Raw genomic sequence first — 25,209 nt, 5'->3', positions numbered from 1 at the left:
GACCGCCGGGCTGGCGAGTTTAGGACGCCCGAGAACAACATCAAGGAGACGGATTTGGGCCCCAGCAGCGAACGCATGTCCAAGGTGGATACCGCCTGGCTGCGCATGGACACCGAGGCCAACCTGATGATGATCGTCGGGGTCTGGTCCATCCGGCCCGGCATCGCCCTTGGCCAGTTGCGCGAGCGCGTGGCCGAGCGGCTGCTGCAGTACCCGCGCTTCCGGCAGAAGGTGGTTGAAGACTCGCTGCTGGGCGCGCAGTGGGTGGCCGACAAGGACTTCGACATCGCCCGTCACGTCATCAAAGAGGAGCCGCTGCCGCTGCGCGGCCAGAGCCGTGACGAGGTGCTGCGCGAGCGCGTCGCCGAGCTGTGCTCCGAGCCGCTGGACCCCGCCCACCCGCTGTGGCAGTTCCAGCTCATCGAGGACATGGGCGACGGCACGAGTGCGCTGATCGCCCGCATTCACCACTGCATCGCCGACGGCATCGCGCTGATCGCGGTGATGTTGTCCATCACCGACGATGGCAAGGCACCGCCCCAGCGCGCGCCGAAGGAAGAGCCTCAAGGCGAGGCCGACTGGCTGCTCGACGCCTTCCTGCGGCCCATGACAAGCATGACCCTCAAGGCCATCGGCCTGACGGGCAAGGGTGTTGCCAAGGGTGTGGACCTGGCGATGAGCGGCGGCACGCCGATGGACTCGTCACTGGAGATGGCGCGCATGGGCTACCAGGCGGTGTCCGACGTGGCCGCCTTCGCGCTGATGCCCGACGATTCACCCACGCGCCTCAAGGGCAAGCCGGGCGCGAGGAAGACGGTGGCCTGGGACGACAGCCTTGCGCTGGACGAGGTCAAGGCCGTCGGCAAGGTGCTGGGCGCGTCCATCAACGACGTGCTGCTGGCCTGCGCGGCCGGCGCCATTGGCAAGTACCTGGCGGACAAGGGCGATGACCCGGCGGGCAAGGAGATCCGCGCGATGGTGCCCGTCAATCTGCGCCCGCTGGAGCATGCCTGGCAACTCGGCAACCGCTTCGGCCTGGTGCCGCTGGTGCTGCCGATCGGCATCGCCAATCCCGTCGAGCGGCTGTTCGCGGTGCGGGCGCGCATGAGCGAGTTGAAGGGCAGCTTCCAGCCGGTGATGGCCTTCGGGCTGCTGTCGGTGGCGGGCCTGCTCATCAAGCCGGTGCAGCACGCCATGCTCAACCTCTTCGCCAAGAAGGCGACGGCGGTGATGACCAATGTGCCGGGCCCGGCCGAGGCGCTGAAGTTCTGCGGCTCGACGGTGGAGAAGGTGATGTTCTGGGTTCCGCAGTCCGGCGACATCGGCATGGGCCTGTCCATCCTGACCTACGCCGGCCGCGTGCAGTTCGGTCTCATCACCGACGCTGTGCTGTGCCCCGACCCCGAGGCCATCATTGCCAACTTCGCGCCGGAGTTCGAGAAGCTGCTGCTGCTGTCTCTGATGATGCCGTGGGCGCGCGACGCAGCCTGAGCCAAAACAAAGGCGCTCCGAAGAGCGCCTTGGCTGTTGCTGAAGATCCGGCCGGCTCAGGAGCGGTCGGCCTTCTTCTTGGTGGTCGGGCGGCCAGCGGCGGTCGGGTAGGCCGTCATCACCTTGGCCGGGTCAGCCTTGTTGTCGAGGTAGGCGGCGTACTGCTGCGAGGTGCAGGCCAGCAGCTTGCCCGGCTTGGCTTCGCCCTTGTACTTGCCGTTGGCGTAGACGAACTGGTACTCGTTGGCTGCGACCGGCGTCGTGATGCTGCTGGTGGCGCTGTAGCTGTTGGCGCATTCGGCCTTCAGCTCAGCCTGCTCGGGCGTGGTGTTGTTCGCGGCCTGGGCAGCAAAGGCGGTCACGGCGGCAAGGGCGGGGATCAGGAACTTCATGGCGCTGTCTCGCTGAGTGGGTAAGTTATGGGAACGGAGCTTACGTTGCCATGCGCTGGTGCGCACCCCCGGAAGCACGGGTGGCGAGTCGTGACGAACTTCACGATCCGCGTCGGCGACCGTGAACTACTCCTCAAGTTCCTCTTTGGCCAGCTCCACATCGAGCAGTTCCATCGCATCCAGCGCCTCGCCGGCGGCCGCATCGGCATACAGCTTCTCGGCCTCGCTCATGCGCTTGTCGCCTTCGAGCATGACCAGCCCGTTGGCGCGTTCGATCATCGCGATGGCGCTGGTCGGGTTGAGCTTGAGCGCCTGCTCGAACATCTTCAGTCCGGTGGCCGTGTCGGCGCCTTGCGTTCTGCCAAGCAGCTTGCCGACCTTGTCGATGACTTCGGCGTGGAAGGCGCCCAGGGCAATGTGCGCGTCGGCATGCTTGGGTGCCAGCTGGATGGTGGTTTCCAGCGCGCCCTTGACCTTGGTGCCAAGGCCCTGCGCCAGCGCCTTGGCAATGCTGATGCCCTGGCCATAACGCCCCAGTGCGTAGGCCTGCCAGTACCAGGCATTCGGGTTCTTGGGCTCGGCGCCCTGCTGCGCCTCGGCGCGCTCGGCGATCTCCAGAAACATTTCCAGCTTCACCTTTTCCTTCTTCTCGAGGTAGTTGGCGTAGATGCCCTGGGCCTTGTTGGCGACGGTGATGCCGGCGCCACCGGCGGCCAGGCCGGCGTCATACGCGGCCTGGAAGTCGCCGGCGTGGAAGTGGATCCAGGCCTGCACGACAGCGGCGTCCTTCGGGAACGGCTCGGCGTCGCCGGCATGCAGCCGGGCCCACTGCTTCTTCAGCGTGGCCGGCGTGTACACGAAGGCGGCGTTGTCGTAGGGAAAGGCGGTCCACTTGGCCATCGCTTGTCTCCTGTGAGAGCGTGCTTGCGCTCTAGGGTTGTTGGTAGTTGCCGGCGAGCTTGTAGAGGTGGTCCTTGGACGCAGGCTCAAGGTAGGGTAGCAGCAGGCTTAAAGCGTGGAAGGCGCCGCGCAGCAGCGCCGCGCCGGCACGGTCGGGCTCCAGCGCGTGGCGCGGGTCGCGCACGTATTCGTAGCTCAGCCAGTAGCTCACCACGACGACCATCGCATTCGCTGTCGGCGCGGCCTCGCGCAGCTCCATCTTCAGCGCGCCGCCCAGGTGCAGGCCCGACAGCACCTGGCGCATGGCCAGCTCCTTGGCGGCGAGCAGGGCCTGGAAGTGCGTCTCGAGCCGGCGGTTCTTGAAGAGCAGGTCGTTCAGGTCGCGGTAAAGGAATCGGTGCCGCCAGATCAGCTCGAACAGCATGTGAAAGAACAGCCAGGCGTCCTCCACATTGCGCACGTTGTCGGCCGCCGCCAGCAACTCGTTCAGCTCGGCTTCGTAGCGACCGAACAGCGCGTTGATCAGCTCGTCCTTGGCCGGGTAGTGGTAGTAGAGATTGCCCGGGCTGATCTTCAGTTCGGCCGAGATCAGCGTCGTCGACACGTTCGGCTCGCCGAAGCGGTTGAAGAGGTCCAGCGTGACCTCCAGGATGCGTTCGGCGGTACGGCGGGGGCGTTTGGGCGTGGGCATCGCGGGTCATTCTGGCAGTGATCGGCACCGAAACAGGGCCGACTTTTAGAATCGCGCCCCATGCCAAATTCCGCTGCCGTGCCCGCCATCTCGTTCGAGAACGTCAAGAAGACCTACCGGGGAGGGCAGCTGAAGGCACTGGATGGGGTCAGCTTCGACATCCAGCCCGGCGAGTTCTTCGGCCTGCTCGGCCCCAACGGCGCGGGCAAGACGACGCTGATCAGCGTGCTGGCCGGCCTGACCAAGGCGACCGACGGCCGCGTGCGTGTGATGGGCCATGACGTGGTCGACGACTACGCCGCCGCGCGCAAGGCGCTGGGCGTGGTGCCGCAGGAGCTGGTGTTCGACCCCTTCTTCAGCGTGCGCGAATCGCTGCGCATCCAGAGCGGCTATTTCGGTGTGCACGGCAACGACGACTGGATCGACGAGCTGCTGCACAACCTCGGCCTCACCGACAAAGCCAACGCCAACATGCGCCAGCTTTCGGGCGGCATGAAGCGCCGTGTGCTGGTGGCCCAGGCGCTGGTGCACCGCCCGCCGGTGATCGTGCTGGACGAGCCCACCGCCGGTGTCGACGTGGAGTTGCGTCAGACGCTGTGGCAGTTCATCGCGCGGCTGAACAAGGAGGGGCACACGGTGCTGCTGACCACGCACTACCTCGAGGAGGCCGAGGCCCTGTGTCAGCGCATCGGCATGCTCAAGGCCGGCCGCATCGTCGCGCTGGACCGCACCTCGCAATTGCTGGCCGGTACGGCGTCGACGATGCTGCGCTTCAAGACCGATGTGGCGCTGCCGGCGGATATCGCGGCGCGAGCGCGCGTCACGGGCCGCATCGTGCAGGTCACGGCGCATGACGCTCACGAGGTCGAGACGACGCTGGCCGAGTTGCGAGGGCAGGGGGTTCCCATCGAAGACCTGGAGATCGGCCGCGCCGACCTGGAAGACGTCTTCCTCGAAATCATGCAAGGAGAGCACGCATGAGCGCCGCGCCGGGCCGTCCCAAGCAAGCTCACTCCCGCCTGGCGGGACAGGCCGAAGGCCGAAGGGTGCACACATTCAGCGGCGCGTCCACCCTGTTCAAGAAGGAAGTGCTGCGCTTCTGGAAGGTCGCCTTCCAGACCGTCTGCGCGCCAGTGCTGACCGCGGTCATGTACCTGCTCGTCTTCGGCCATACGCTGGAAGACCATGTGAAGGTCTACGACACGGTGGGCTACACGCAGTTCCTGATCCCCGGCCTGGTGATGATGAGCGTGTTGCAGAACGCGTTCGCCAACAGCTCGTCCAGCCTCATCCAGAGCAAGATCACCGGCAACCTGGTCTTCCTGCTGCTGACGCCGCTGTCGCCAGCGGCCTGGTTCGTGGCCTACGTCGGCGCGGCGGTCGTGCGCGGCCTGATGGTGGGCGCGGGTGTGTTGCTGGTGACGGTGTGGTTCGCCCCGCCGGGGATGGACAACCTGCTGTGGGTGCTGGCCTTCACCGTGCTCGGCGCCGGCCTGATGGGCACTCTCGGACTGATCGCCGGCCTGTGGGCCGAGAAGTTCGACCAGCTCGCCGCTTTCCAGAACTTCATCATCATGCCGATGACGTTCCTGTCCGGCGTCTTCTACTCGGTGCACTCGCTGCCTGGCTTCTGGCAGGGCATCAGCCACCTGAACCCGTTCTTCTACATGATCGACGGCTTCCGGCGCGGCTTCTTCGGCGTCAGCGACGTGTCGCCGTGGATCAGCTTGGGCGTCGTCGGCGTCAGCTTCGCGGTCGCGGCAGGGCTCGCTGTATCGCTGCTGAAGAGCGGCTACAAGATCAGATCCTGAGACCACCCCCTACCGGCTCACGCCGGCCCCCTCAAGGGGGCGCCACTGGTGGCCCGGCAAGCCGGTTCCACGGTGGCCGCTTGGTAAGTCACGAAGGAGGCCAGCGAGGTGAGCCTTTAAAATCCTGGGTTTCCCCGAGGACCGATCCATGGCCGACCCGACCCCGCAAGAAGTGCGCGACTTCATCGCCGCAGGCCTGCCCTGCGCGCATCTCGAAGTCGAGGGCGACGGCCGCCATTTCTTCGCGACCATCGTGTCGGACGAGTTCAGCGGGCTCACCCGCATCAAGCGCCACCAGCGTGTCTACGCCGCCTTGGGCGAGCGCATGCGCGAGCAGATCCATGCCTTGTCGATGAAGACCCTCAGCCCCGACGAATGGAGCGCCCAATGAGCGCCGTTGATCGTGGCTTGACCCTGGCGCTCTCCAAGGGCCGCATTTTCGAAGAGACGCTGCCGCTGCTGCGAGCCGCCGGCATCGAGGTGCTGGAAGACCCCGAGACCTCGCGCAAGCTCATCCTGCCGACCAACCGCGACGGCGTGCGCATCGTCATGGTTCGCGCCAGCGATGTGCCGACCTATGTGCAATACGGCGGCGCCGACCTCGGTGTGGCGGGACGTGACGTGCTGCATGAGCAGGCCCTGGCGCAAGGCGGCTCGCATGGCCTGTATCAGCCGCTGGACCTCAACATTGCCCGCTGCCGCGTGAGCGTGGCCGTGCGTGCCGACTTCGACTACGCCGCCGCCGTCAAGCAGGGCTCGCGCATCCGCGTGGCCACCAAGTACACCGAGATCGCCCGCCAGCACTTCGCCGACAAGGGCGTGCACGTCGACCTCATCAAGCTCTACGGTTCGATGGAGCTGGCCCCGTTGACGGGGCTGGCCGAGGCCATCGTCGACCTCGTCTCCACCGGCGGCACGCTGCGTGCGAACAAGCTGGTCGAGGTGGAGCACATCATGGAGATCTCGTCCCGCCTCGTCGTCAACCAGGCCGCGCTCAAGCTGAAGCGTGACCTGCTCCGCCCGCTCATCGACGCCTTCGCCTCCGCCATTCGCCCATGAAGCTCCGCCAACTCTCGACCGCCGCTGCCGACTTCGACACCGAGTTCGAACGCCTGCGCCATTGGTCGGCCGAAACGGATGCCGCCATCGAGGGGCGCGTCGCCGAGATCCTGGCTGATGTGCAAAAGCGGGGCGATGCCGCTGTGCTCGACTACACCGCGCGCTTCGACCGCATGACTGTCGACAGCGTTAGCGCGCTGGAGATCGGCCAGGCCGAGCTGCAAGCCGCGCTGGCCTCCATCACGCCCGCGCAACGCAGCGCGCTCGAAGCCGCCGCCCGGCGCGTGCGGTCGTATCACGAGCGTCAGCTGCAAGCCTGCGGCCTGAGCTGGAGCTACCGCGACGAAGACGGCAACCTGCTCGGCCAGAAGGTCACGCCGCTGGATCGCGTGGGCCTTTACGTGCCCGGTGGCAAGGCGGCCTACCCGAGCAGCGTGCTGATGAATGCCATCCCGGCTCACGTAGCCGGCGTGCAGGAAATCATCATGGTCGTGCCCACGCCGGACGGCGTGCGCAACCCGCTGGTGCTGGCTGCCGCCGCCGTGGCCGGCGTTCATCGCGTGTTTGCTGTCGGCGGCGCCCAGGCCGTGGCTGCGCTGGCCTATGGCACGGCCACCATCCCGCGTGTCGACAAGATCACCGGCCCCGGCAATGCCTACGTCGCCTCGGCCAAGAAGCATGTGTTCGGCCAGGTCGGCATCGACATGATTGCCGGCCCGAGCGAGATCCTCGTCATTGCCGACGGCACGACGCCGCCCGACTGGGTGGCGATGGACCTGTTCAGCCAGGCCGAGCACGATGAGCTGGCGCAGAGCCTCCTGCTCAGCCCTGATGCCGCGTTTCTCGACGCCGTGCGCGCCAGCATGGAACGCCTGCTGCCGACGCTGCCGCGCGAGTCCGTCATCCGTGCCTCGCTGGAAGGGCGCGGTGCACTGATCCTGACCCGCTCGATGGAGGAGGCCTGCGAAATCAGCAACGCCATCGCCCCCGAGCATCTGGAGATCAGCGCCGCCGACCCGCAGCGCTGGGAGCCGTTGCTGCGCCATGCCGGCGCGATCTTCATGGGTGCTTACACCAGTGAGTCGCTGGGCGACTACTGCGCCGGGCCCAACCATGTGCTTCCGACCGCCAGCACCGCGCGCTTCTCGTCGCCATTGGGCGTCTACGACTTCCAGAAGCGCAGCAGCCTCATCGAGGTCAGCGAAGCGGGTGCGCAGAGCCTCGGCCGCATCGCGTCCGAGCTGGCCCATGGCGAGGGCTTGCAGGCCCACGCCCGAGCCGCTGAACTGCGCTTGCGCTAGTCACGCTTGCGATGACACGAAGTTCGTGCAACACGAACTTCGTGTACTCTCCGGTTCATGAAGAACGTCACCGTTTCGATGGACGACGCCGTCGCCGAATGGGCCCGGCTGGAGGCGGCGCGGCGCAACACCAGCGTCTCGCGCCTGCTTGGCGAACTGCTGGCCGAGAAGATGCAGCACGACGATGCCTACGAGCGTGCGCTGCAGGACTGGCTGCACCGCGAGCGCAGCTGGTCTTCTGACGGCCAACCGTATCCCGGCCGGAGCGTCGCCTGATGCCCGCCCCCGTCTTCGTCGACACCTCCGTGCTGCTCTTCAGTGAAGACGGCGCCCGCCCCGCCGAGCGCGAGCAGGTGCTGGCCTGGCTGCGCGAGCTGTGGGCCGCGCGCACCGGCCGCGTGTCGGTGCAGGTGCTGAACGACTTCTACCTGCTGGCCACGCAACGTGTGAATCCGTCGATGCCGCAAGGCGATGCGCGCGCGGAGGTGCGCCGCTACCAGCACTGGCGCCCATGGGCGACGGACCAGGCCACGGTCGACGCCGCATGGTCGCTGGAAAGCCGCTTCGGCCTGCCCTTCGCCGACGCCCTTGTCGTCGCCAGCGCCAAGGCCCAGGGCTGCACCCGCCTGCTCAGCCTGGCCCTGCCGCACGACACCCAGTTCGACAGCGTGCAGGTTCTCAACCCTCTCGTCATTGCGCCATGACCGCTCCTCTTGAGAAAGCCCTCGCTCAAATCCGCCCCGACGTGCGCGCGGCCCATGCCTACGTCGTTCAGCCCAGCGACGGCCTGCTCAAGCTGGACGCAATGGAGAACCCCTATCGCCTGCCGCCCGAACTTCAGCAGGCGCTGGGCGAGCGCCTGGGTGCTGTCGCGCTGAACCGCTACCCGGCCGAGCGCACCGCCGAGCTGGCGCGCGCCCTGGCCCGCCATGCAGGCGTGGGCGACGACGTCGGCGTCACCTTGGGCAATGGGTCGGACGAACTCATCGGCCTGCTGACCATCGCAGTCGCCCAGCCCGGCGCCACCGTGCTCGCGCCAGTGCCTGGCTTCGTCATGTACGAGGCGCTGGCGCGTCAGCAGCGGCTGGAGTTCGTCGGCGTGCCGCTGCGCGCCGACGACTTCGAGCTGGACGAGCCGGCCATGCTGGCCGCTATTCGGGAGCACCAGCCCGCGCTGATCCATCTGGCCTACCCGAACAACCCGACCGCCACACTGTGGGACGCCGCCGCCATCGAGCGCATCGCCCAGGCGGCGCCCGGGCTGGTCGTCATGGACGAGGCCTACCAGCCCTTCGCCAGCGCCGACAGCCTCGCGCTGATGGCCCGCCAGCCCAATGTGCTGGTCATGCGCACCATGAGCAAGTTCGGCCTGGCCGGCGTGCGCATCGGCTACCTGCTGGGCGCCGCCGAGCTGGTGAACCAGATCGAGAAGCTGCGCCCGCCCTACAACATCAGCGTGCTGAACGCCGAAGCGGCCTTGTTTGCGCTCGAACACGCCGACGTCTACGCCGCCCAGGCGACCGAGCTGCGCCAGCAACGCGAGCGGCTCTTCACCGCGCTGCAGGCCATGCCGGGCATCACGCCCTGGCCCAGTCAGGGCAATATGATCCTGGCGAGGGTGCAGGACGCCGCCGCGACCTTTGCGGCACTCAAGGCGCGCGGCGTGCTTATCAAGAACGTCTCGGCGCTGCACCCGTTGCTCGCGAACTGTGTGCGCCTCACCGTCGGCACGCCCGACGAAAACACCCTGCTGCTCCAAGCGCTCGAAGCATGTCTGAACTAGCCCCCCGCATTGCCGAAGTCACCCGCAACACCCGCGAGACGCGCATCACGGTGCGCATCAACCTCGACGGCACGGGCCAGTCCAAGTTGCAGACCGGCATCGGCTTCTTTGACCACATGCTGGACCAGATCGCCCGCCACGGCCTCATCGACCTGGACGTGCATTGCGAGGGCGACCTGCACATCGACGGCCACCACACGGTGGAAGACGTCGGCATCACGCTGGGCCTGGCCGTAGCCAAGGCCGTGGGCGACAAGGCCGGCCTGACGCGCTACGGCCACAGCTATGTGCCGCTGGACGAAGCGCTGTCGCGCGTCGTCATCGACCTCTCCGGCCGCCCCGGCCTGCACATGGACGTGAAGTTCACGGCCGGCAGCATCGGTGCGTTCGACACCCAGCTGACCTTCGAGTTCTTCCAGGGTTTCGTCAACCACGCGCTGGCCACGGTGCACATCGACAACCTGAAGGGCCACAACGCCCACCACCAGGCCGAGACCATGTTCAAGGCCTTCGGCCGCGCGCTGCGCATGGCGGCGGCGCAGGACCCGCGCTCGGCCGGCGTGATCCCGTCGACCAAAGGCTCGCTCTGACATGACCCGAACCGTCGCCGTCGTCGACTACGGCATGGGCAATCTGCGCTCGGTGTCTCAGGCCGTCATCCACGCCGCGGCGGGCCAGGGCTTCGATGTGGCCATCACCTGTGACCCCGAAGTGGTGCGCAAGGCCGAGCGCGTCGTGCTGCCGGGCCAGGGCGCCATGCGCGACTGCATGCGCGAGCTGGCGGACTCCGGCGTCAAGGAGGCCGTGCTCGAAGCCGCCGCCACCAAGCCGCTGCTGGGCGTCTGCGTCGGCATGCAGATGCTGCTGGACCACAGCGAAGAGCAGGACACGCCGGGCCTCGGGCTCATCCCGGGCCGCGTGCAGCGCTTCCGTCTCGAAGGCCGGCTGCAGGACGACGGCAGCCGCTTCAAGGTGCCGCAGATGGGCTGGAACCGCGTGCACCAGCCGCGTGCGCACCCGGTGTGGGCCGGCATTCCGGACGAGAGCTGGTTCTACTTTGTGCACAGCTTCTATGCGACCACGGCGTTGCAGGAACACAGCGCCGGCGAGACCGACTACGGCGCTCGCTTTACCTGCGCAGTGGCCCGGGATAACATTTTTGCGACCCAATTCCACCCCGAGAAAAGTGCCGCGCTGGGGCTCGCCCTCTACCGCAACTTCCTGCACTGGAAGCCCTGATTGGCTCACACTGATCAGCACCTTCTCGCCCACCTTCCCACGCACATCCCACGCTGCTCCCGGCCATGCTGCTGATCCCCGCCATTGACCTGAAAGATGGTCGCTGTGTCCGCCTCAAGCAAGGCGACATGAACGACTCCACCACCTTCGGCGAGGACCCCGCTGCGATGGCGCGGCGCTGGCTTGACGCCGGCGCGCGGCGCCTGCATCTGGTGGACCTGAACGGCGCCTTCGCAGGCAAGCCGGTCAACGAGCCGGCCATCAAGGCCATCATCAAGGAGATCGGCGACGAGATCCCGATCCAGCTCGGTGGCGGCATCCGCGACCTCGACACCATCGAGCGCTACCTGGACGACGGCCTCAGCTACGTCATCATCGGCACGGCTGCGGTCAAGAACCCCGGCTTCCTGCGGGATGCCTGCACTGCCTTCGGCGGCCACATCATCGTCGGCCTGGACGCGAAGGACGGCAAGGTCGCGACCGACGGCTGGAGCAAGCTGACCGGCCACGAGGTCGTCGACCTGGCGCTGAAGTTCCAGGACTACGGCGTCGAAGGCGTCATCTACACCGACATCGGCCGCGACGGCATGCTCACGGGCATCAATATCGAAGCCACCGTCAAGCTGGCCCAGGCGCTGACCATCCCCGTGGTGGCTTCCGGCGGCCTCTCGGACATTGCAGACATCGAGCGCCTGTGCGCGGTGTTCGGCGATGGCGTCGAGGGCGTCATCTGCGGCCGCTCCATCTACACCGGCGCGCTGGACTTTGCCGCCGCCCAGGTGCGGGCCGACGAACTCATGGCTGCGGCCGGCTGAACGCTCCCCTTCGTCCGAGGGAACGCCGACGCTTGCCGGATCGACCGGCAAGCACATCGGCAGATGGCCAGCTCTGGAGCGGCCCAGCACTCGGCCCGAACGGCCTCCGAGATCAGGTCCTGCGTCGGCGAAGCGCCAGCAAGCCCAGGCCGGCGGCCATCAGGGCATACGTTTCGGGTTCCGGCACAGCGGTGACGAAGGTGCGGATCTCGCCGCCGGGAAACGTGGTGCTGTGGATGTTGAAATAGGCGTTGCCCGAGGTCAGGTTGGCGATCAGCCGGGCTTCGGCCAGCGCCGCCGTACCGCCGCTGGCGGTCAGGAAGGTGCCGCTGTACTGGTTGCTCTGCGTCAGGTCGATGATCTTGACGTAGGAGCCGGAGGACGCGCCGAGCGGGAAATCCGGCAGCAGTCCGCCCTGCGCCAGGGCGACACCGGCGGTGCCTGTCTTGGCGACTGCGGTGCAGCAATGGATGTGGGCATTGCTGGTCGTGCCCGACAGCCCGGCCCAAGTGGCGTTGATGAGCAGCGTGTGCCCGTCATCGTCGTACTCCAGGCTCAACGTGCCCGAGCCCGTGGCGCCCACCGCTTCGGGCGCAAATGTGCCCGTGAAAACCGTGGAATGCGCCGAGGCGGCGTTGGCGCCGAGGGCGAGGGTTGCGGCGAGCAGGGTGGAAGAAAGCAGTCTCATCGTTGTCTCCGTGAGGTGGCAGGTTGTGGGTCGTGCAACCGCGATTGAGCGATGTTCCCGCGTCGCTGCGAAGCCCTAATCAGCAAAGGAATAATCCGGGTTCGATTTCCGTCCCCCTCTCATGCTCGCCAAACGAATCATTCCCTGCCTCGACGTCACCGCCGGCCGCGTGGTCAAGGGCGTCAACTTCGTCGGTCTCCGTGACGCGGGCGACCCGGTGGACATTGCCGCCCGCTACAACGAGCAGGGCGCCGACGAGCTGACCTTCCTCGACATCACCGCCACCAGCGATGGCCGCGACCTCATCCTGCACATCATCGAAGCGGTCGCGTCCAAGGTCTTCATTCCACTGACCGTGGGCGGCGGCGTGCGCGCCGTGGCCGACGTGCGGCGGCTGCTGAACGCCGGGGCCGACAAGGTCAGCTTCAACTCAGCCGCCGTGGCCGACCCCGAGCTGATCCGCGCTGCGAGCGACAAATACGGCGCCCAGTGCATCGTCGTCGCCATCGACGCCAAGCGCCGCGCGGACGGCTCAGGTTGGGATGTCTACACGCATGGCGGCCGCAAGAACGTGGGCCTGGATGCGGTCGAATGGGCCAAGCAGATGGCCGAGTTCGGCGCCGGCGAGATCCTGCTGACCAGCATGGACCGCGACGGCACCAAGAGCGGCTTCGACCTGGCGCTGACCCGCGCCGTGAGCGACGCGGTGCCCGTGCCCGTCATCGCCTCGGGCGGCGTCGGCTCGCTGGATCATCTTGCCGATGGCATCACCCTCGGCGGCGCGGATGCCGTGCTGGCCGCCAGCATCTTCCATTTCGGCGAGCACACGGTGGGCGAGGCCAAGGCGCTGATGGCCGCCCGCGGCATCCCGGTGCGCCAGTAGCCATGGGTGAAGTCCGCATCATCGGCGGCCAGTGGAAGCGCTCCAAGCTGCCCGTCCTTGACCTGCCGGGCCTGCGCCCCACGGCAGACCGCATCCGCGAAACCCTTTTCAACTGGCTGGGCCAGACGCTGACCGGGTGGCGCGTGCTGGATGCCTTTGCGGGCAGCGGGGCGCTGGGCTTCGAGGCGGCATCGCGCGGGGCGGATGCCGTGGTGATGCTTGAGCGCGAGGCAGTGCTGGTGGACGGGCTGCGGGCCAGCCAGAAGCGCTTGCAGGCCACCAGCATCGCCATCCACCGCGCCAACGCGCTGAACTGGATGACGGCGAGCGCCGACCACTTCGATCTGATCTTTCTCGACCCGCCGTTCGCGGACGAGCTGTTCGACCGCGCGCTTGCCGCCGCCGTACCGCTGCTGACCGTAGGCGGTTTGATCTACGTCGAGTCCCCACGCGAGATCACCGCGCCGGCCGGATTCACCAGCTGGCGCCAGGGCCGTGCCGGCGCGGTTCATTACCAGTTGCTGCGGCGCGAGGACAATCCGGCCTCATGACCTCCCGCACGCAGATCACGGCCATCTACCCCGGCACCTTCGATCCGATCACCCTCGGCCACGAAGACCTGATGCGCCGCGCGGCCGGCATGTTCGAGCGCCTGGTGGTGGCGGTGGCCGTCGGCCATCACAAGAAGACGCTGTTCCCGCTGGACGAACGTTTGGCGATGGTCCAGGAGGCTGCGGCGCGGAGTTGCCCGCAAGGCAATGTCGAGGTCTGCGCCTTCGACGGCCTGCTGCGCGACTTCGTGCGGGCGCACGCCGGCCGCGTCGTCGTGCGCGGGCTGCGCACGGGCGGCGACTTCGAGTACGAGTTCCAGATGGCCGGCATGAACCGCAAGCTCATGCCCGAGGTGGAGACCATCTTCCTGACGCCCGGCGAGCATCACCAGTACACGTCCAGCACCTTCGTGCGCGAGATTGCGACGCTGGGCGGCGAGGTGGCGGAGTTCGTGTCGCCGGGGGTGCTGGCGCGCTTGAACGACAAGTTCAAGGCGGGCTGATCGTGGCTTTGATGATTACCGACACGATCGGCGGGAATCGGCAAGGCATGCCTTGCCCCGCCGAGCGCGGCGAGCGCATGCAGGCGCTTGCCGTATTCGTCCGCCAGCCCGATGGAGGCCGAGCATGGCTCTGATGATCACGGACGAATGCATCAACTGCGACGTCTGCGAACCTGCCTGCCCGAACAACGCAATCTCGATGGGCGAGGAGTTCTACAAGATCGAGCCGGGCAAATGCACCGAGTGCGTCGGCCACTTCGACGAGCCGCAGTGCGTGATGCTCTGCCCCGTCGCCTGCATCCCGATCAACCCGGCGCACATCGAGAGCCGTGACACGCTGCTGCGGAAGTACCAGCGCCTGACTGCCGCCTGAGCGCGTTGGCACATCACGGTGCGCCCAGCGTCGCCCGCAGGATCTGCGCCAGTCGTGCGGCGGCCAGCGTCAGCTGCCGGCGCTTGATCGCGGCCATGCGGGCCTCGTAGTCGGGCGGCAGCTGGACGGTCCAGAGCTCGCCCTGGCGGGGGCCGAATGCGAGGTCGTGTAGCGCCGGGCGGGCTTGGTCCAGCGTTTCGCTGGCCCAGCGCGCAGGCCAGCCGGCCATGTCGCCGGGCGTGACCGGCACCTGACGCGCGTCCTTCAGCCAGGCGGCGTCTATGCCGGCCGGCGCCAGCGAGGCGGGCACGCCGTCCCAGATCCCATGCAGGTTGGGCATCCGCCAGCCGGCCGCCACGGCCTGCAGGCCGGCGGCGCCCGTGGGTGGGCGGGCCGTGATGACGACCTGGTTGCTGCCGCGCGTGAACGTGGCGGGATCCAGGCCGGTCTTGTCGGGATCCACTGGCTGCCCCTGCGCGTCCAGGTAAACGGAGCCGATGTGCAGCGGCTGGTGCAGGTCGCCCACCAGATGGGCGATCACCAGCAACGCGTCGCGAGGCGAATCGAAGCCGAACGGCGCCGGTGCCGCCCGGCCCTGCAGCACGCTGATGGCCGCCGCAGCGGCGCCGACGATGTCGTCCGGCCGCGCGCCGGTGCTGCCGGGCAGGTAGCGGCTGCGCTGGTAGGCGAGGTTGGCGTAGTGGTAGCCGCGGTGGCAGTCCTCGGCGCCGGGCGCGGGCTGGCACTGGCGGTAGTTGCGCTGCACGAAGGCGCGCAGCTGTGCGATGCCGGCGTCGGTCTCGAACGGCGCGCATTCGGCGTAGCGGCCGCGCGTCGTGTAGTCGAAGTCCCTGGCTGGGTCGATGCCGCGCGCGCAGTCCAGCCACACACCGGCCTGGGCGAGCGTGACCTCGCCCAGCAATTGGGTCACGCGCTGCGCGGCGGGCGTGCCCTGCAGCAGCCGTTCGGCCAGTGCGCCCACGGTCTGGTGGCCAGCGCCGCTCCAGGCATGTGCGGTCGTGGCGAAGGCCAGCAGCAAGGAGGCGGCAAGTCGGCGGTACACGGGCAACTCCTTCTTCATGCGATCAGCCCCGCGAGTCTGCCCGGTTGGAAGTGCAGGTCAATGAAATCGGCCAGGCCGTCGAACACGGCATCCAGCGGCCGGCCGGCCTGGCCGAACAGCGCCTGCAGCACGGCCGGCTGCTCGAACAGGCCGTGTGCGTAGACGCCCAGCACGCGTCCGGCCTGCCAGCCGATGGCCTCGCCCGCCGCGTTGCGCAGCGCGACCTGCGGCGGCGGCAGGCCCGGGTGAGGCTGGGTGCGGCCGTGGCGTATCTCGTAGCCCTCCGCCTGCACACCGGCCAGCGCGCCCCAGGGGCCGTCCGTCGCGCCGAAGTGCAGGGCGGTGCTGCGCAGCAGCTTCTCGGTCTCGAAGACGGTCACCAGCGGCAGCAGGCCCAGGCCGGGCGCGTTGCCGTCCACGCCATGCGTGTCGATCAGCGCCTCGCCCAGCATCTGCAGCCCGCCGCAGATACCCAGCACGCGGCCGCGGTGGCTGTTGATGGCCAGGTCGAGCTTCTGCGCGCGCAGCCAGGCCAGATCGGCAGCGGTGGACTTGCTGCCGGGCAGGATGATCCAGTCGGCGCCGTTCAGGTCGCGTGGCTCGCGTGCCCACGACAGGCGCACGCCGGGCAGCTGGCGCAGCGGCTGGAACTCATCGAGGTTGGACAGGCGCGGGTAGGCAATGACGGCGATGTGCAGGCCGCCGCTGCCGGTGGCCCTGTCGTCGAACACACCGTCTTCTTCGGGCAGGCCGTGGCCTCGCCACATCGGCAGCGTGGCGATGGTGGGCACGCCGGTCAGCGCCTGCAGTTGCTCGGGGCCGGGCGCCAGCAGGCCGGCGTCGCCGCGAAAGCGGTTCAGCACAAAGCCCTTGACCTGGGCACGCACGTCGGCCGGCATCAGTTGATGCGTGCCGTAGAGATGGGCGAAGGCGCCGCCGCGGTCGATGTCGGTGACGAGCAGGCAAGCGGCATTGGCGTCGCGTGCAGTGCCGAGGTTCACGTAGTCGCTGGGCGCGAGGTTGATCTCGGCCGGCGAGCCGGCGCCCTCGATGACGACGACGTCGTTTTCGCCCATCAGCGCCAGCAGCGCGGCGCGCGCACGCGGCTTGAGGAGCGCACTGCGCTCGCGCCAGGGCATGCGGGACAGCGCGGCGTCCACTTCGCCCAGCACGACGACCTGGCTCTGCGTGTCGGCCTCGGGCTTGAGCAGCACGGGGTTCATGCGCACCTCGGGCACCCGGCGCGCGGCCAGGGCCTGGAAGTACTGGGCGCTGCCGATCTCGCCCATTCCTCCATTCAGACCAGGCACCACGCGCGCGTTGTTGCTCATGTTCTGCGCCTTGAAGGGCGCGACCTTCAGGCCCTGCCGGGCATACCAGCGGCACAGCGCCGTGGCCAGCCAGCTCTTGCCCGCGCCGCTGGTGGTGCCCAGCACCATGACGGCCTTGCCTCGATGGCTCATGAATCCTCTCCTTCTGTCGCAAGCAGGGCCAGCTGCAGCGCCTGCTGCGCGGCCGGTGGCTGGGCGGATACGCGCACCCAGCCGGGCAGGCCGAACGAGGCGGCATCGCGCACGCGCACGCCCTGTTCACGCAGCCGCGTGGCGATTTCTTGTTGCGGCGGGCGGGCCAGCCAGAAATTCGTGCAGCTGGGCCGCTGCTGCCAGTCCAGTGCAGCCAGCATCGCGCGTTGCTGGGTCGTCCATTCACCCAGCTGGATGCGCGCCTCGGCCAGCCAGGCAGCGGTCGCGTCGTCATGCCAGTGCGACAGCATCGCCACGCCTTCGGCCGACAGCACCCAGCTGGGCGCCAGGGCTTGCGCATGCGTCCAGACGGCGTCGGCAGCAGGGGCGATGAGATAGCCGGCACGCACGCCGGTCAGGCCCAGGGCCTTGTTGGGGCAGAACAGCTGCCAGGCCCGAGGCGGCAGCGCTGGCATGTTGCCCAGCAGGCGCAGCGGCTCATAGGCGCGGTCCACCACCACGAGGTGACCGTCGAGGTCGGGCCAGGCCGCCACGCTCGCGCCGGTCGGGTTGCAGGGTTCGCAGATCCAGACCAGCGCCGACGCCGTGGGGCGGATGTCGGCCGGCTCGGCATAGGGCTTCACCGCCAGCCCGAGCGCGTGCGCCGCAGCGGCGTAGTCGCCAAAGCCCGGCTGCGGCACCCACACCTCGCGCCGGCCAGCCAGCAGGGCGGCCAGCGTGAGGCGGCGAATACCCTCGGCACCGCCGGCCGTGGGCAGCAGCAGTTCCTGTTCGCTCGCGTGGGCCTCGCCCAGGCGCCGGCGCAGCGCACCGTATTGCGGGTCGGGGTAGGCATGGCGGTCGGCCTGCTGAACGGCGTTCATCAGCGCAGGCGGAGGCCCCAGCGGGCTGGCATTGGTCGAGAAGTCATGTGCCACCGGCGGGCCACCGTCCGGGCCGCCGTGTTCGGCTTGCAAAGGGGTCATGCGGGCATCCTCAGCGCCCAGGCCAGCGCGGCGATCAGCACGGTGCCGGCCACGACGGCATGGCGGGCCACCGTGCACGCCGCCTGCAGCGTGCCGGCCGCCGCAGCTTGCCCGTTGGCATGCAGCGAGTAGACGCCCGGTTTGCTCAAGCGCACGCCCAGCCGCAGCGCCATGGCGGCCATGGGCCAGCCGCTGTTGGGCGACGGCGTGCGGCGGGCTTCGCGCAGAAGTGCGGGTAGCGAGGGCGGCAGCAGCAGCAGCGCCGTCAGCCGCGCGGGCAGCCAGGACAGCAGATCGTCCGCGCGCGCCGCCCACTTGCCGCTCCACTCGCGCTCGTCCCGGTAGCCCCACATCGCGTCGGCCGTGTTGGCGAACCGGTAGAGGGCGGCGCCGGGCAGACCCAGCAGCGCGAACCAGAACAGTGGCGCGATGACGGAGTCGTTCAGGTTCTCGGCCAGTGTCTCTATGGCGGCTTCGCGCACTTCCGTCTCGCTCAGCGCCGAGGTGTCGCGGCTGACGAGTCGCGAGAGCCTGGCGCGGCCGGCGTCTAGCGATTCGCTCAAGGCGGTCTCCACGGTCATGGCTTCGTCGGCCAGCATGCGCCAGGCAAGCAGCGGCTTGAGCAACAGGCCGAGCAGTGCGGCTGTTGCCAGCAGCCGCAGCGGTGACGTGGAGGGCTGGAGTGCCAGCAGCGCCCAGCCGGACAGCCACAGCGCAATGAAGGCGACTGCCGTGGCGCCGATCAGCCAGGCGAGGGCGCCGGCGATGAATGCCAGTGCCGGCGGAAGCTTGGTGAGTTTGAACAGGCCGAGATAGCGGCCCATGCCGACGACCGGATGCGCCCAGGTTGGAGGCTCGCCGAAGGCTCGGTCGATGAGCAGGGCGATGAGCATGGCCAGGGGCAGCAGCAGGGTGTTCATGCGCTTGCCTGCTGTGGCTTTGCGGCCAGGCCCATGCCGGGATTTCGCCCCGGCGGGCGACCTACTTTTTGGGCCGCCAAAAAGTAGGCAAAAAGCTCCCCCCGACCGCCCCGCCCTGCGCTGCGCTTCGGGTCCCCTGCGGTACTCAGCCCCGAAGCCCCGCGCCGAACTCGCGCCGCTACGCTCTGCTCAAACAAGCGTCGCGAGTCAGTTCTTGAGGCGAGCTTCGCTCGCGGGCTTCGGGTCTTCCGTTCCTCGGCGGGGCTAAAGGGGGCATACAGAAATACATCCACCACCCGGCTTTCGGGCTTGGCTGTTGGCTGTTGCGGCTGTTCAGGAGCCTCCCCTTCTAAACCGCCGAGAAGCGCAGAAGCCCGGGGCCCGAGCGAAGCGAGGTTCAAGCTCTGACTTCGCACCCCTTTGTTTGAACGCAGCGTAGCGAAGTGAGTTGGGTGCGGCCCCGGGCTTCGAGCATCGCAGGGAACCCCGACAGGGGCGGTTTCGCAGGGGAGAGCTTTTTGCTTACTTTTTGGCGGCGCAAAAAGTGAGTCGGCCGCCGGGACGAACCCCCGGCTGGGCCTGGCCATCAAGCCACCGCGAGTCATGACAACCCAACATCTCAACTTCAATCCTCAATGCCCCGCTGCGCCGGCACCCCCGCCTTGTAGTGATGCTTCACCAGCGTCATCTCCGTCACCGTATCCGCCAGCTCGATCAGCTCGACCGGTGCGCCCCGCCCCGTCAGCACCACATGCACATGCTCCGGCCGTTCGCGCAGGCAGGCCAGCACCGCCTCCAGCGGCACCCAGCCATAGCGCAGCGGATACATGATCTCGTCCAGCACGACGAGGAAATGGTCGCCGCCGCGGATGGTGGCCTCGGCACGTGCCCAGCCCTCGCGGGCCAGTTCGGCGGAGTGGTCGAGGTCCTTGCTCTTCCACGAGAAGCCATCGCCCAGGCCGATGATGGGCACGCCCAGCTGCTCAAAGACGCGGTGCTCGCCGAAGCGGGCGCTGGGCACCTTCATGAATTGATAAATCAGCACCGGCTTGCCGCGCCCATGCGCACGCAGCGCCAGGCCGAAGGCGGCCGTGCTCTTGCCCTTGCCGTCGCCGGTGTGCACGAGCACGAGGCCGCGGCGCTCGGCGGTCGGGATGACGCGCTCACGGTCGATGGGAGGTTGTTCGATCTGCATGGTGGTTCTCAAAAGGGCAGGGCCACCCAGCGGCCCTCGATCTGGGCGATGTGCAGGCGCGGGCCGAAGACCTGGCGCAGCGCCGCGTGCGTGGCCGCATCGGCCGGCGCGCCGCTGTGCACGATGCGGCCGTCGGCCATCAGCACGAGGTGGTCGGCCTGCAGCGCGAGGTGCAACTCGTGCAGCACGCTGACGACGCTGTGCCCGGCGGCCACGCGCTCGCGCACCAGCGCCATCCATTCGGCTTGGTGGGGCGGGTCGAGGTGGGCGAGGGGCTCGTCCATCAACGTCAGTGGTGCGTCGACGGCCAGCGCGCGGGCCAGCAGCACACGCTGCCGCTCGCCGCCCGACAGCGAGCCGAGCCGCCGCTCGCGCCAGGCCCAGCTCTGGGTGGACTGCATGGCGGCCTGCACGGCGGCGTGGTCGGCGGCGGTGGGCGGTGCCAGCCAGGGGCGGTGCGGCAGGCGGCCGAGCATGACGACGTCCAGCGCCGTCAGGTCGTCGGCGCCGGTCTCCTGCTGGCCCATCCAGGCGAGGTGGCGGGCACGCTCGCGGGACGGCCATTCCGCCAGCGGCTTACCCGCCAATTGCACGGCCCCTTCGCAGCGCTGCAGGCCAGCCACGGCGCGCAGCAGCGTCGACTTGCCGGCGCCGTTCGGGCCGACGATGGCCGTCCAGCGGCCTTGCGGAATGTGCAGGTCAATGTCGCTGATGAGGTCACGGCCGTCGATGCGGACGTGCTTGATTTGAGCTTGCAATGCGCTCATCGCCTGGGTGCTCCGCGGCGATGCATCAGTACGAGGAGATAGACGCCGCCCAACAAGGCCGTTACCAATCCCACCGGCAGTTCCTGCGGCCGGATCAGCCCGCGCGCCAGCACGTCCGCCGCCAGCAGCAGCGCGCCACCGGCGGCGGCGGACATGATGATCAGGCGGCCATGCAGCATGGGGCACAGCGCGCGCACGAGGTGGGGCGCGACGAGGCCGACAAAAGCCACGATGCCCGTCTGGGCGACGGCCGCACCGGTGGCCAGCGCGAAGGCGCAGATCAGCAGCAGCCGCATCAGACCCATGCGGATGCCGAGCGAGGCTGCGGTGGCTTCGCCCAACGTCAGCGCGTCCAGCGCCGGGCTGGCCAGCAGGCCGACGACCAGCGCCGCCGCGCCGCAGGCGGCCATCACCATGACGCTGCTCCAGCCCAGCAGACCGGTGTTGCCGAGGAGGAAGGACTGCATGGCGCGCAGGATGTCTGGTGCCCACAGCGTGGCCAGGCCGGTCAGCGCATTCAGCACCACGCCGACGACGACGCCGGCCAGCAGCAGGCGCAGCGTCTGCTCCACGCCGCGCGCGAGCACCAGCGTCAGCCCCACGCCCACCAGCGTGCCGATGAAGGCGATGCCGGTCAGGCCGACGTGGGCCAGCAGCGACGAGGTCTGCGGAGAGATGCCCGTCAGCGCCAGCGCAATGGCCACGGCCAGGCCCGCGCCCGACGCGCTGCCCAGCAGATAGGGGTCAGCCAGCGGGTTGCGGAACAGGCCCTGCGCCATCGCGCCGGCCATGCCCAGCAACGCACCGGCCAGCCAGGCGCCCAGCGAGCGCGGCAGGCGGATCTGCCACAGGATGACGCTCATGCCGTCATCGCGAAGATCGGCCCAGCCGGTGCTGCCGGTCAGCACGCCGGCCAGCACGCCGGCACCGCCGACGGCAAGCAGCAGCGCGAGCAGCAGCGCAGGGCGCATGTTCGTCACGAAGAAGCTTTCTCGCGCAGGCACCTGGCCATGATCTGCGCGGCCTCGGCCATGCGCGGGCCGGGGCGCGCGAGGATGTCGCCTTCCTCGGCCTTGAAGACGCAGATGCGGCCGCGCTTGATGGCGTCGATGCGGTCCCAGCCCGGGCGTTGCGCCAGGCCCTCGGAGCCGCGCTGGCCGATCATGATGAGCGCCGGGTTGGCCTTGACGACGAACTCTGGATTGATCTTGGGAAAGGGTCCGAGCTCCGGCGGGATGATGTTGCCGGCACCCAGCATCGTCAGCGTTTCGCCCATGAAGGAGACGGTGCCGGCCGCCCAGATGCCGCTGGCCACTTCGTAATAGACGCGCACGCCTCGCGCTGCAGGCGGCACGCTGCGGGCCGCAGCCGCGACGCCGGCCTCGATGTGGCGCCAGACGCGCTGCGCATCGGGCACGCCCAGCACCTGGCCCATGGTGCCCAGCACGCGCTGCACGTCGCGGTAGGAGCGCGGCTCCAGTGCGATGACCTTCATGCCCAAAGCCCGCAGCCGCTCGGCCACGCGCGAGGACACGGCCACCAGCACCACGTCCGGCTTCAGCGACGCGATCATCTCGACATTGGTGTCCTCCATGCCGCCGAGCTTGGGCAGCGCGTTCACCTGGGCGGGAAAGTTGGAGTAGCGGTCCACGCCCACCAGACGCGCGCAAGCGCCCAGTTCGCAGACCGTCTCGGTCAGCGAAGGCAGCAGGCTGACGATGCGCTGCGGTGCGGCCGTGATGACCGTGGTGTGGCCGAGGTCGTCCTTGATCTCGACGGCGCCCGCAGGCAGGGCGCAGGCCAGCAGCAGCGCCAGCAGCAGACGTTCAAGCATGGTTTGAATCCTCAACGGGTCGGGTCCAGGCCTGGCCCGCCACCATCAGTGTCAGCTGGCCGCAGCGCTGTGCCACATCCTGGTTGAGCCGGCCGAGTTCGTCGACATAGTCACGCACCTCGCGGCCCAGCGGCGACACGCCCCAGCCGACCTCGTTGGAGACGAAGACGACTGGCGAGGTGAGCCTTGGCAGCAGGTCGAGCAGCGTCTGCCGCTCGGCCTGCCAGCCGGCGGTGTCGGGTACGTCGCTCATCGGCATCAGCCAGTTGGTGAGCCACAGCGTTAGGCAGTCGACGACGAGTACCGTGCCCGCGTCGTCCGCCTGTTGCAGCGCCGCGCTCAGGGCCAGCGGCGCTTCGCGGGTGTCGAAGCCGGCCGGTCGTGAAGCGCGGTGATGGGCGATGCGCACACGCATCTCTTCGTCAGCTGCCAGCGCGGTGGCGATGACGGTAACCCGCCCGCCATCGGCCTGCCAGCGCAGTGCCAGCCTCTCGGCCTGCCTCGACTTGCCGCTGCGCTGGCCGCCGACGATGAGTTGGTGTGCGCTCATGGCTTCAACCAGCTCAGAACTGCGGCGTCCAGCGCAGCGAGGCCTGCACCGTCATCGGCGCCGAGGCGTAGCCATAGGCTGTCTGGTACTTGCGGCTGAAGGCGTTGTCCAGGTTCAGCTGCAGCTTCACCTCACGGCTGACCGCCACCTGCGCGTTCAGGTTCAGCAGCGCATAGCCACCGAGCTTGCGCGTGTTGGTCGCGTTGTCGAAGCGAGCGCCCGAAGCCGTCACGCCGGCGCCCAGAATCCAAGCGCCCAGCGCCGTGTCGGCGTTGATGGTCGCCAGGCGCTTGGCGCGGCGCGGCAGCAGCAGGCCGTTGGCCGCGTCCGTGTGCTTCTGCACGTCGAGCGTGCCGCGCAGGTTCACGTTGGCAAGCCGGGTGGCGCCCGCCAGGCTCACGCCCTGCAGCCGCGCCTTGGACACGTTCTGGTAGCAGCCGAAGCTGCTGTTGCAACTGCCGGCTGCGCCAAAGATGATCAGGTTGCTGACGCGGTTGCGGTAGGCCGTGACCGAGAGTTCGTGGTCGCCACTGGCCCACTTCAGACCGGTTTCGATGTTGCGGCCGCGCTCGGCTTCAAGCGGCGAGACGCCGGGCTTGCCGAGGTCGGGGCCGTAGACCGTGCCCTGCTGGTAGATGGTCGGCGCGCGGAAGGCGTTGCCGATGGAGCCCACCACGCGCAGGCCCGGTGCCACGGCAAAGCCCGCCAGCAGCGTGCCCGTATTGACGTCGCCGAACTGGCTGTCGCGGTCATGGCGGGCATGGGCCTGCAGGTCGAAGGCGCCGGCCGACAGCATGTAGCCCAGGCCTGCGCCGTTGCGGTGGCGGGTGCCGACGCCGGCCGTCACCAGGCCGCTGTTTTCCAGCTTGTCCTCGATGCGCTCGGCCGTGAAGTTCAGCTGCTGCCCGGCGGCCAGCTTGTAGAAGCCGGTCATCGCGACATTGCGCACGCGGGTGTCGGTCAGGTAGGGTGAAGGCGTGGTCTCGTAGCGGTCACGCGATTCGCCAAAGCTCAGCTGCGTCTGCAGGTCGGGCGTCCACTGCGCCGTCCAGGCGAGACGCGCCACATCGGCGTCCTGCTTGCTCAGGTCGTCCACCAGCGGGCGCGACTTGGAGCCGTCGTACTGGCCCACGGTGTAGGTGCGCATGACCAGCGCCTCGGCGCGGTGCGCGGCGCTCAGTTGCGCGCCGACGCGCAGCATGGCCTGGCGCTTGAGGTGGCCGTCGCGATCGGGCACGTAGCTGAAGGAGCCGGGGTAGTCCACGGTGGCGTTGAAGCCGTCGGTGCCTTCAATGGTGGCCGTCAGCGCGTAGTCGAAGATGCCTGCGGCGCCGAACACGCCGGCATCGGCCTTGTACAGGCCCAGGTTGCCGGCCGCCACGCCGAAGTCCGCGCTCGTGCGGCTGCCGCCCTTGCGCGTGAAGATCTGCACCACACCGCCGACGGCGTCGGAGCCGTAGATGGCGCTGGCCGGGCCCTTGAGCACTTCGACACGCTCGATCTGCGACAGCGGCAGGCCCTGCCAGCTGGCGCCGCCGGTGGACTGGGAGTCGACCTTGACGCCGTCGATCAGCACCAGCGTATGCCGGTTGTCCGCGCCGCGGAGGAAGACCGACGTCGTCGAAGCGGCCCCGCCGTTGTGCGTCAGTTCCGCGCAGCCGTTGTTGCGCAACAGGTCGGCCAGGCTCGCGGCGGCCTGGCGTTCGATGTCGGCGCGGGTGATGACGGTCAGGTCGGCCAGCACCTCGGACAGCTTCTGCGGCGTGCGCGTGGCGGTGGTGACGACGGTGTCGAGCTTGTTCTGAGCGTGGGCGGACGCAGCCAGCGCCAGCGCGGAAAGGGCGAGCAGCGGCCGACGGGCCGCGAAGAATGATGGAGACATGGAAGGGGAACGCAAACGATCAACCAGCCGTGCTGACCCCCGCAGCAAGGCTGAAAACGGCTTCCGGCT

30 protein-coding genes are annotated in these 25,209 nt (G+C 68.6%); 16 read left to right on the top strand and 14 right to left on the bottom strand.

All coding sequences use genetic code 11. The features are described 5' to 3' along the window. Positions 1-75: 75 nt before the first annotated feature. Entirely contained in the window at positions 76-1,491 is a 1,416-nt protein-coding gene (locus AC0IZJ_RS23590; protein WP_471854009.1) for a wax ester/triacylglycerol synthase family O-acyltransferase, read from the top strand. 56 nt (positions 1,492-1,547) lie between these two features. On the opposite strand, the gene AC0IZJ_RS23585 is transcribed toward AC0IZJ_RS23590, so the two are convergent. The 3 genes from AC0IZJ_RS23585 to AC0IZJ_RS23575 form a co-directional block, all read right to left on the bottom strand. Then, positions 1,548-1,883: a hypothetical protein gene (locus AC0IZJ_RS23585; protein WP_471854008.1), complete on the bottom strand. Its 336-nt coding sequence runs from the start codon at positions 1,881-1,883 to the stop codon at positions 1,548-1,550. A gap of 126 nt (positions 1,884-2,009) precedes the next feature. Continuing rightward, positions 2,010-2,783 carry a hypothetical protein gene (locus tag AC0IZJ_RS23580; RefSeq protein ID WP_471854007.1) on the bottom strand — a complete coding sequence of 258 codons (774 nt, stop codon included), beginning with the start codon at positions 2,781-2,783 and terminating at the stop codon, positions 2,010-2,012. A 31-nt stretch (positions 2,784-2,814) separates the two neighbouring features. Beyond that, positions 2,815-3,474, bottom strand: coding sequence for a TetR/AcrR family transcriptional regulator (locus tag AC0IZJ_RS23575; RefSeq protein ID WP_471854006.1), 660 nt, complete (start codon positions 3,472-3,474; stop codon positions 2,815-2,817). 78 nt (positions 3,475-3,552) lie between these two features. Here AC0IZJ_RS23575 and AC0IZJ_RS23570 point away from each other — a divergent pair, with 78 nt between their 5' ends. The 11 genes from AC0IZJ_RS23570 to hisA all read left to right on the top strand — a co-directional run bounded on the left by AC0IZJ_RS23570 (position 3,553) and on the right by hisA (position 11,482). Beyond that, positions 3,553-4,455 (top strand): ABC transporter ATP-binding protein, encoded by a 903-nt coding sequence (locus tag AC0IZJ_RS23570; protein WP_471854045.1) that lies wholly within the window; start codon positions 3,553-3,555, stop codon positions 4,453-4,455. After that, positions 4,452-5,285, top strand: coding sequence for an ABC transporter permease (locus tag AC0IZJ_RS23565; protein WP_471854005.1), 834 nt, complete (start codon positions 4,452-4,454; stop codon positions 5,283-5,285). Before AC0IZJ_RS23570 ends, AC0IZJ_RS23565 begins: the two co-directional genes overlap by 4 nt. 148 nt (positions 5,286-5,433) lie before the next feature. Next, the gene (locus AC0IZJ_RS23560; RefSeq protein ID WP_471854004.1) at positions 5,434-5,676 is read left to right on the top strand and encodes a BolA family protein; all 243 of its coding nucleotides are present in this window, start codon (positions 5,434-5,436) and stop codon (positions 5,674-5,676) included. Continuing rightward, positions 5,673-6,344, top strand: a complete 672-nt coding sequence (gene hisG / locus AC0IZJ_RS23555) for an ATP phosphoribosyltransferase (RefSeq protein ID WP_471854003.1) — start codon at positions 5,673-5,675, stop codon at positions 6,342-6,344. The genes AC0IZJ_RS23560 and hisG overlap by 4 nt, the downstream gene beginning before the upstream one ends. Next, positions 6,341-7,645 (top strand): histidinol dehydrogenase, encoded by a 1,305-nt coding sequence (gene hisD, locus AC0IZJ_RS23550; protein WP_471854001.1) that lies wholly within the window; start codon positions 6,341-6,343, stop codon positions 7,643-7,645. The genes hisG and hisD overlap by 4 nt, the downstream gene beginning before the upstream one ends. A 57-nt stretch (positions 7,646-7,702) precedes the next feature. Next, positions 7,703-7,921 carry a CopG family transcriptional regulator gene (locus AC0IZJ_RS23545; protein ID WP_471854000.1) on the top strand — a complete coding sequence of 73 codons (219 nt, stop codon included), beginning with the start codon at positions 7,703-7,705 and terminating at the stop codon, positions 7,919-7,921. Next, entirely contained in the window at positions 7,921-8,349 is a 429-nt protein-coding gene (locus tag AC0IZJ_RS23540; protein WP_471853999.1) for a PIN domain-containing protein, read from the top strand. Before AC0IZJ_RS23545 ends, AC0IZJ_RS23540 begins: the two co-directional genes overlap by 1 nt. After that, positions 8,346-9,428: a histidinol-phosphate transaminase gene (gene hisC / locus AC0IZJ_RS23535; protein WP_471853998.1), complete on the top strand. Its 1,083-nt coding sequence runs from the start codon at positions 8,346-8,348 to the stop codon at positions 9,426-9,428. The genes AC0IZJ_RS23540 and hisC overlap by 4 nt, the downstream gene beginning before the upstream one ends. Continuing rightward, on the top strand, positions 9,416-10,018 hold the full coding sequence (gene hisB, locus AC0IZJ_RS23530; RefSeq protein WP_471853997.1) for an imidazoleglycerol-phosphate dehydratase HisB: 603 nt from the start codon (positions 9,416-9,418) through the stop codon (positions 10,016-10,018). Before hisC ends, hisB begins: the two co-directional genes overlap by 13 nt. Before the next feature lies 1 nt (position 10,019). After that, positions 10,020-10,667 (top strand): imidazole glycerol phosphate synthase subunit HisH, encoded by a 648-nt coding sequence (gene hisH / locus AC0IZJ_RS23525; RefSeq protein WP_471853996.1) that lies wholly within the window; start codon positions 10,020-10,022, stop codon positions 10,665-10,667. A gap of 65 nt (positions 10,668-10,732) precedes the next feature. Beyond that, on the top strand, positions 10,733-11,482 hold the full coding sequence (gene hisA, locus AC0IZJ_RS23520; protein WP_471853995.1) for a 1-(5-phosphoribosyl)-5-[(5-phosphoribosylamino)methylideneamino]imidazole-4-carboxamide isomerase: 750 nt from the start codon (positions 10,733-10,735) through the stop codon (positions 11,480-11,482). Positions 11,483-11,594: 112 nt separating this feature from the next. Here hisA and AC0IZJ_RS23515 read toward each other — a convergent pair whose 3' ends face one another. Further along, the gene (locus AC0IZJ_RS23515; RefSeq protein WP_471853994.1) at positions 11,595-12,170 is read right to left on the bottom strand and encodes a CHRD domain-containing protein; all 576 of its coding nucleotides are present in this window, start codon (positions 12,168-12,170) and stop codon (positions 11,595-11,597) included. 121 nt (positions 12,171-12,291) lie between these two features. On the opposite strand from AC0IZJ_RS23515, the gene hisF reads away from it, so the two are divergent. The 4 genes from hisF to AC0IZJ_RS23495 all read left to right on the top strand — a co-directional run bounded on the left by hisF (position 12,292) and on the right by AC0IZJ_RS23495 (position 14,480). Further along, complete coding sequence (gene hisF, locus AC0IZJ_RS23510) at positions 12,292-13,053, top strand: imidazole glycerol phosphate synthase subunit HisF (RefSeq protein WP_394478955.1); 762 nt, start codon at positions 12,292-12,294, stop codon at positions 13,051-13,053. Positions 13,054-13,055: 2 nt separating this feature from the next. After that, complete coding sequence (gene rsmD / locus AC0IZJ_RS23505) at positions 13,056-13,604, top strand: 16S rRNA (guanine(966)-N(2))-methyltransferase RsmD (protein WP_471853993.1); 549 nt, start codon at positions 13,056-13,058, stop codon at positions 13,602-13,604. Beyond that, complete coding sequence (gene coaD / locus AC0IZJ_RS23500; RefSeq protein ID WP_471853992.1) at positions 13,601-14,107, top strand: pantetheine-phosphate adenylyltransferase; 507 nt, start codon at positions 13,601-13,603, stop codon at positions 14,105-14,107. Before rsmD ends, coaD begins: the two co-directional genes overlap by 4 nt. A gap of 124 nt (positions 14,108-14,231) precedes the next feature. Beyond that, the gene (locus AC0IZJ_RS23495; protein WP_471853991.1) at positions 14,232-14,480 is read left to right on the top strand and encodes a YfhL family 4Fe-4S dicluster ferredoxin; all 249 of its coding nucleotides are present in this window, start codon (positions 14,232-14,234) and stop codon (positions 14,478-14,480) included. A 13-nt stretch (positions 14,481-14,493) separates the two neighbouring features. Here the strand turns inward: AC0IZJ_RS23495 and AC0IZJ_RS23490 are convergent, their stop codons facing one another. The 10 genes from AC0IZJ_RS23490 to AC0IZJ_RS23445 form a co-directional block, all read right to left on the bottom strand. Next, complete coding sequence (locus tag AC0IZJ_RS23490) at positions 14,494-15,543, bottom strand: S1/P1 nuclease (protein ID WP_471853990.1); 1,050 nt, start codon at positions 15,541-15,543, stop codon at positions 14,494-14,496. Positions 15,544-15,557: 14 nt separating this feature from the next. Next, on the bottom strand, positions 15,558-17,006 hold the full coding sequence (locus AC0IZJ_RS23485) for a cobyric acid synthase (protein ID WP_471853989.1): 1,449 nt from the start codon (positions 17,004-17,006) through the stop codon (positions 15,558-15,560). After that, a complete protein-coding gene (locus tag AC0IZJ_RS23480) occupies positions 17,003-17,992 on the bottom strand; it encodes an aminotransferase class I/II-fold pyridoxal phosphate-dependent enzyme (protein WP_471853988.1) in 990 nt (329 codons plus the stop codon). Before AC0IZJ_RS23480 ends, AC0IZJ_RS23485 begins: the two co-directional genes overlap by 4 nt. Then, the gene (cbiB, locus tag AC0IZJ_RS23475) at positions 17,989-18,912 is read right to left on the bottom strand and encodes an adenosylcobinamide-phosphate synthase CbiB (RefSeq protein ID WP_471853987.1); all 924 of its coding nucleotides are present in this window, start codon (positions 18,910-18,912) and stop codon (positions 17,989-17,991) included. Before cbiB ends, AC0IZJ_RS23480 begins: the two co-directional genes overlap by 4 nt. A gap of 625 nt (positions 18,913-19,537) precedes the next feature. Further along, positions 19,538-20,107 (bottom strand): cob(I)yrinic acid a,c-diamide adenosyltransferase, encoded by a 570-nt coding sequence (gene cobO / locus AC0IZJ_RS23470; protein ID WP_471853986.1) that lies wholly within the window; start codon positions 20,105-20,107, stop codon positions 19,538-19,540. A gap of 8 nt (positions 20,108-20,115) precedes the next feature. Continuing rightward, positions 20,116-20,874 carry an ABC transporter ATP-binding protein gene (locus tag AC0IZJ_RS23465; RefSeq protein ID WP_471853985.1) on the bottom strand — a complete coding sequence of 253 codons (759 nt, stop codon included), beginning with the start codon at positions 20,872-20,874 and terminating at the stop codon, positions 20,116-20,118. After that, on the bottom strand, positions 20,871-21,845 hold the full coding sequence (locus tag AC0IZJ_RS23460; RefSeq protein ID WP_471854044.1) for a FecCD family ABC transporter permease: 975 nt from the start codon (positions 21,843-21,845) through the stop codon (positions 20,871-20,873). The genes AC0IZJ_RS23465 and AC0IZJ_RS23460 overlap by 4 nt, the downstream gene beginning before the upstream one ends. A gap of 5 nt (positions 21,846-21,850) precedes the next feature. Then, the gene (locus AC0IZJ_RS23455; RefSeq protein WP_471853984.1) at positions 21,851-22,708 is read right to left on the bottom strand and encodes an ABC transporter substrate-binding protein; all 858 of its coding nucleotides are present in this window, start codon (positions 22,706-22,708) and stop codon (positions 21,851-21,853) included. Beyond that, a complete protein-coding gene (cobU, locus tag AC0IZJ_RS23450) occupies positions 22,701-23,258 on the bottom strand; it encodes a bifunctional adenosylcobinamide kinase/adenosylcobinamide-phosphate guanylyltransferase (RefSeq protein ID WP_471853983.1) in 558 nt (185 codons plus the stop codon). The genes AC0IZJ_RS23455 and cobU overlap by 8 nt, the downstream gene beginning before the upstream one ends. Positions 23,259-23,271: 13 nt before the next feature. Further along, positions 23,272-25,140: a TonB-dependent receptor plug domain-containing protein gene (locus AC0IZJ_RS23445; protein WP_471853982.1), complete on the bottom strand. Its 1,869-nt coding sequence runs from the start codon at positions 25,138-25,140 to the stop codon at positions 23,272-23,274. Between the last annotated feature and the right edge of the window lie 69 nt (positions 25,141-25,209).

The organism is Roseateles sp. AC306 (assembly GCF_979253795.1).
Note: the sequence above shows the minus strand (reverse complement) of the source record. Positions and strands in the feature narration are given on the sequence as shown.

What these genes read in the sequence shown, in the direction of transcription:
- hisD (WP_471854001.1), top strand. Translation starts at nt 6,341, where the DNA reads ATGAAGCTCCGCCAACTCTCGACCGCCGCTGCCGACTTCGACACCGAG.
- cobO (WP_471853986.1), bottom strand. Translation starts at nt 20,107, where the DNA reads ATGCAGATCGAACAACCTCCCATCGACCGTGAGCGCGTCATCCCGACC.
- hisG (WP_471854003.1), top strand. Translation starts at nt 5,673, where the DNA reads ATGAGCGCCGTTGATCGTGGCTTGACCCTGGCGCTCTCCAAGGGCCGC.
- hisH (WP_471853996.1), top strand. Translation starts at nt 10,020, where the DNA reads ATGACCCGAACCGTCGCCGTCGTCGACTACGGCATGGGCAATCTGCGC.
- AC0IZJ_RS23565 (WP_471854005.1), top strand. Translation starts at nt 4,452, where the DNA reads ATGAGCGCCGCGCCGGGCCGTCCCAAGCAAGCTCACTCCCGCCTGGCG.
- AC0IZJ_RS23575 (WP_471854006.1), bottom strand. Translation starts at nt 3,474, where the DNA reads ATGCCCACGCCCAAACGCCCCCGCCGTACCGCCGAACGCATCCTGGAG.
- AC0IZJ_RS23495 (WP_471853991.1), top strand. Translation starts at nt 14,232, where the DNA reads ATGGCTCTGATGATCACGGACGAATGCATCAACTGCGACGTCTGCGAA.
- AC0IZJ_RS23445 (WP_471853982.1), bottom strand. Translation starts at nt 25,140, where the DNA reads ATGTCTCCATCATTCTTCGCGGCCCGTCGGCCGCTGCTCGCCCTTTCC.
- AC0IZJ_RS23590 (WP_471854009.1), top strand. Translation starts at nt 76, where the DNA reads ATGTCCAAGGTGGATACCGCCTGGCTGCGCATGGACACCGAGGCCAAC.
- hisB (WP_471853997.1), top strand. Translation starts at nt 9,416, where the DNA reads ATGTCTGAACTAGCCCCCCGCATTGCCGAAGTCACCCGCAACACCCGC.
- AC0IZJ_RS23560 (WP_471854004.1), top strand. Translation starts at nt 5,434, where the DNA reads ATGGCCGACCCGACCCCGCAAGAAGTGCGCGACTTCATCGCCGCAGGC.
- cobU (WP_471853983.1), bottom strand. Translation starts at nt 23,258, where the DNA reads ATGAGCGCACACCAACTCATCGTCGGCGGCCAGCGCAGCGGCAAGTCG.
- AC0IZJ_RS23545 (WP_471854000.1), top strand. Translation starts at nt 7,703, where the DNA reads ATGAAGAACGTCACCGTTTCGATGGACGACGCCGTCGCCGAATGGGCC.
- hisF (WP_394478955.1), top strand. Translation starts at nt 12,292, where the DNA reads ATGCTCGCCAAACGAATCATTCCCTGCCTCGACGTCACCGCCGGCCGC.
- AC0IZJ_RS23455 (WP_471853984.1), bottom strand. Translation starts at nt 22,708, where the DNA reads ATGCTTGAACGTCTGCTGCTGGCGCTGCTGCTGGCCTGCGCCCTGCCT.
- AC0IZJ_RS23585 (WP_471854008.1), bottom strand. Translation starts at nt 1,883, where the DNA reads ATGAAGTTCCTGATCCCCGCCCTTGCCGCCGTGACCGCCTTTGCTGCC.
- AC0IZJ_RS23540 (WP_471853999.1), top strand. Translation starts at nt 7,921, where the DNA reads ATGCCCGCCCCCGTCTTCGTCGACACCTCCGTGCTGCTCTTCAGTGAA.
- AC0IZJ_RS23580 (WP_471854007.1), bottom strand. Translation starts at nt 2,783, where the DNA reads ATGGCCAAGTGGACCGCCTTTCCCTACGACAACGCCGCCTTCGTGTAC.
- coaD (WP_471853992.1), top strand. Translation starts at nt 13,601, where the DNA reads ATGACCTCCCGCACGCAGATCACGGCCATCTACCCCGGCACCTTCGAT.
- rsmD (WP_471853993.1), top strand. Translation starts at nt 13,056, where the DNA reads ATGGGTGAAGTCCGCATCATCGGCGGCCAGTGGAAGCGCTCCAAGCTG.
- hisC (WP_471853998.1), top strand. Translation starts at nt 8,346, where the DNA reads ATGACCGCTCCTCTTGAGAAAGCCCTCGCTCAAATCCGCCCCGACGTG.
- AC0IZJ_RS23485 (WP_471853989.1), bottom strand. Translation starts at nt 17,006, where the DNA reads ATGAGCCATCGAGGCAAGGCCGTCATGGTGCTGGGCACCACCAGCGGC.
- AC0IZJ_RS23480 (WP_471853988.1), bottom strand. Translation starts at nt 17,992, where the DNA reads ATGACCCCTTTGCAAGCCGAACACGGCGGCCCGGACGGTGGCCCGCCG.
- cbiB (WP_471853987.1), bottom strand. Translation starts at nt 18,912, where the DNA reads ATGAACACCCTGCTGCTGCCCCTGGCCATGCTCATCGCCCTGCTCATC.
- hisA (WP_471853995.1), top strand. Translation starts at nt 10,733, where the DNA reads ATGCTGCTGATCCCCGCCATTGACCTGAAAGATGGTCGCTGTGTCCGC.
- AC0IZJ_RS23465 (WP_471853985.1), bottom strand. Translation starts at nt 20,874, where the DNA reads ATGAGCGCATTGCAAGCTCAAATCAAGCACGTCCGCATCGACGGCCGT.
- AC0IZJ_RS23515 (WP_471853994.1), bottom strand. Translation starts at nt 12,170, where the DNA reads ATGAGACTGCTTTCTTCCACCCTGCTCGCCGCAACCCTCGCCCTCGGC.
- AC0IZJ_RS23460 (WP_471854044.1), bottom strand. Translation starts at nt 21,845, where the DNA reads ATGCGCCCTGCGCTGCTGCTCGCGCTGCTGCTTGCCGTCGGCGGTGCC.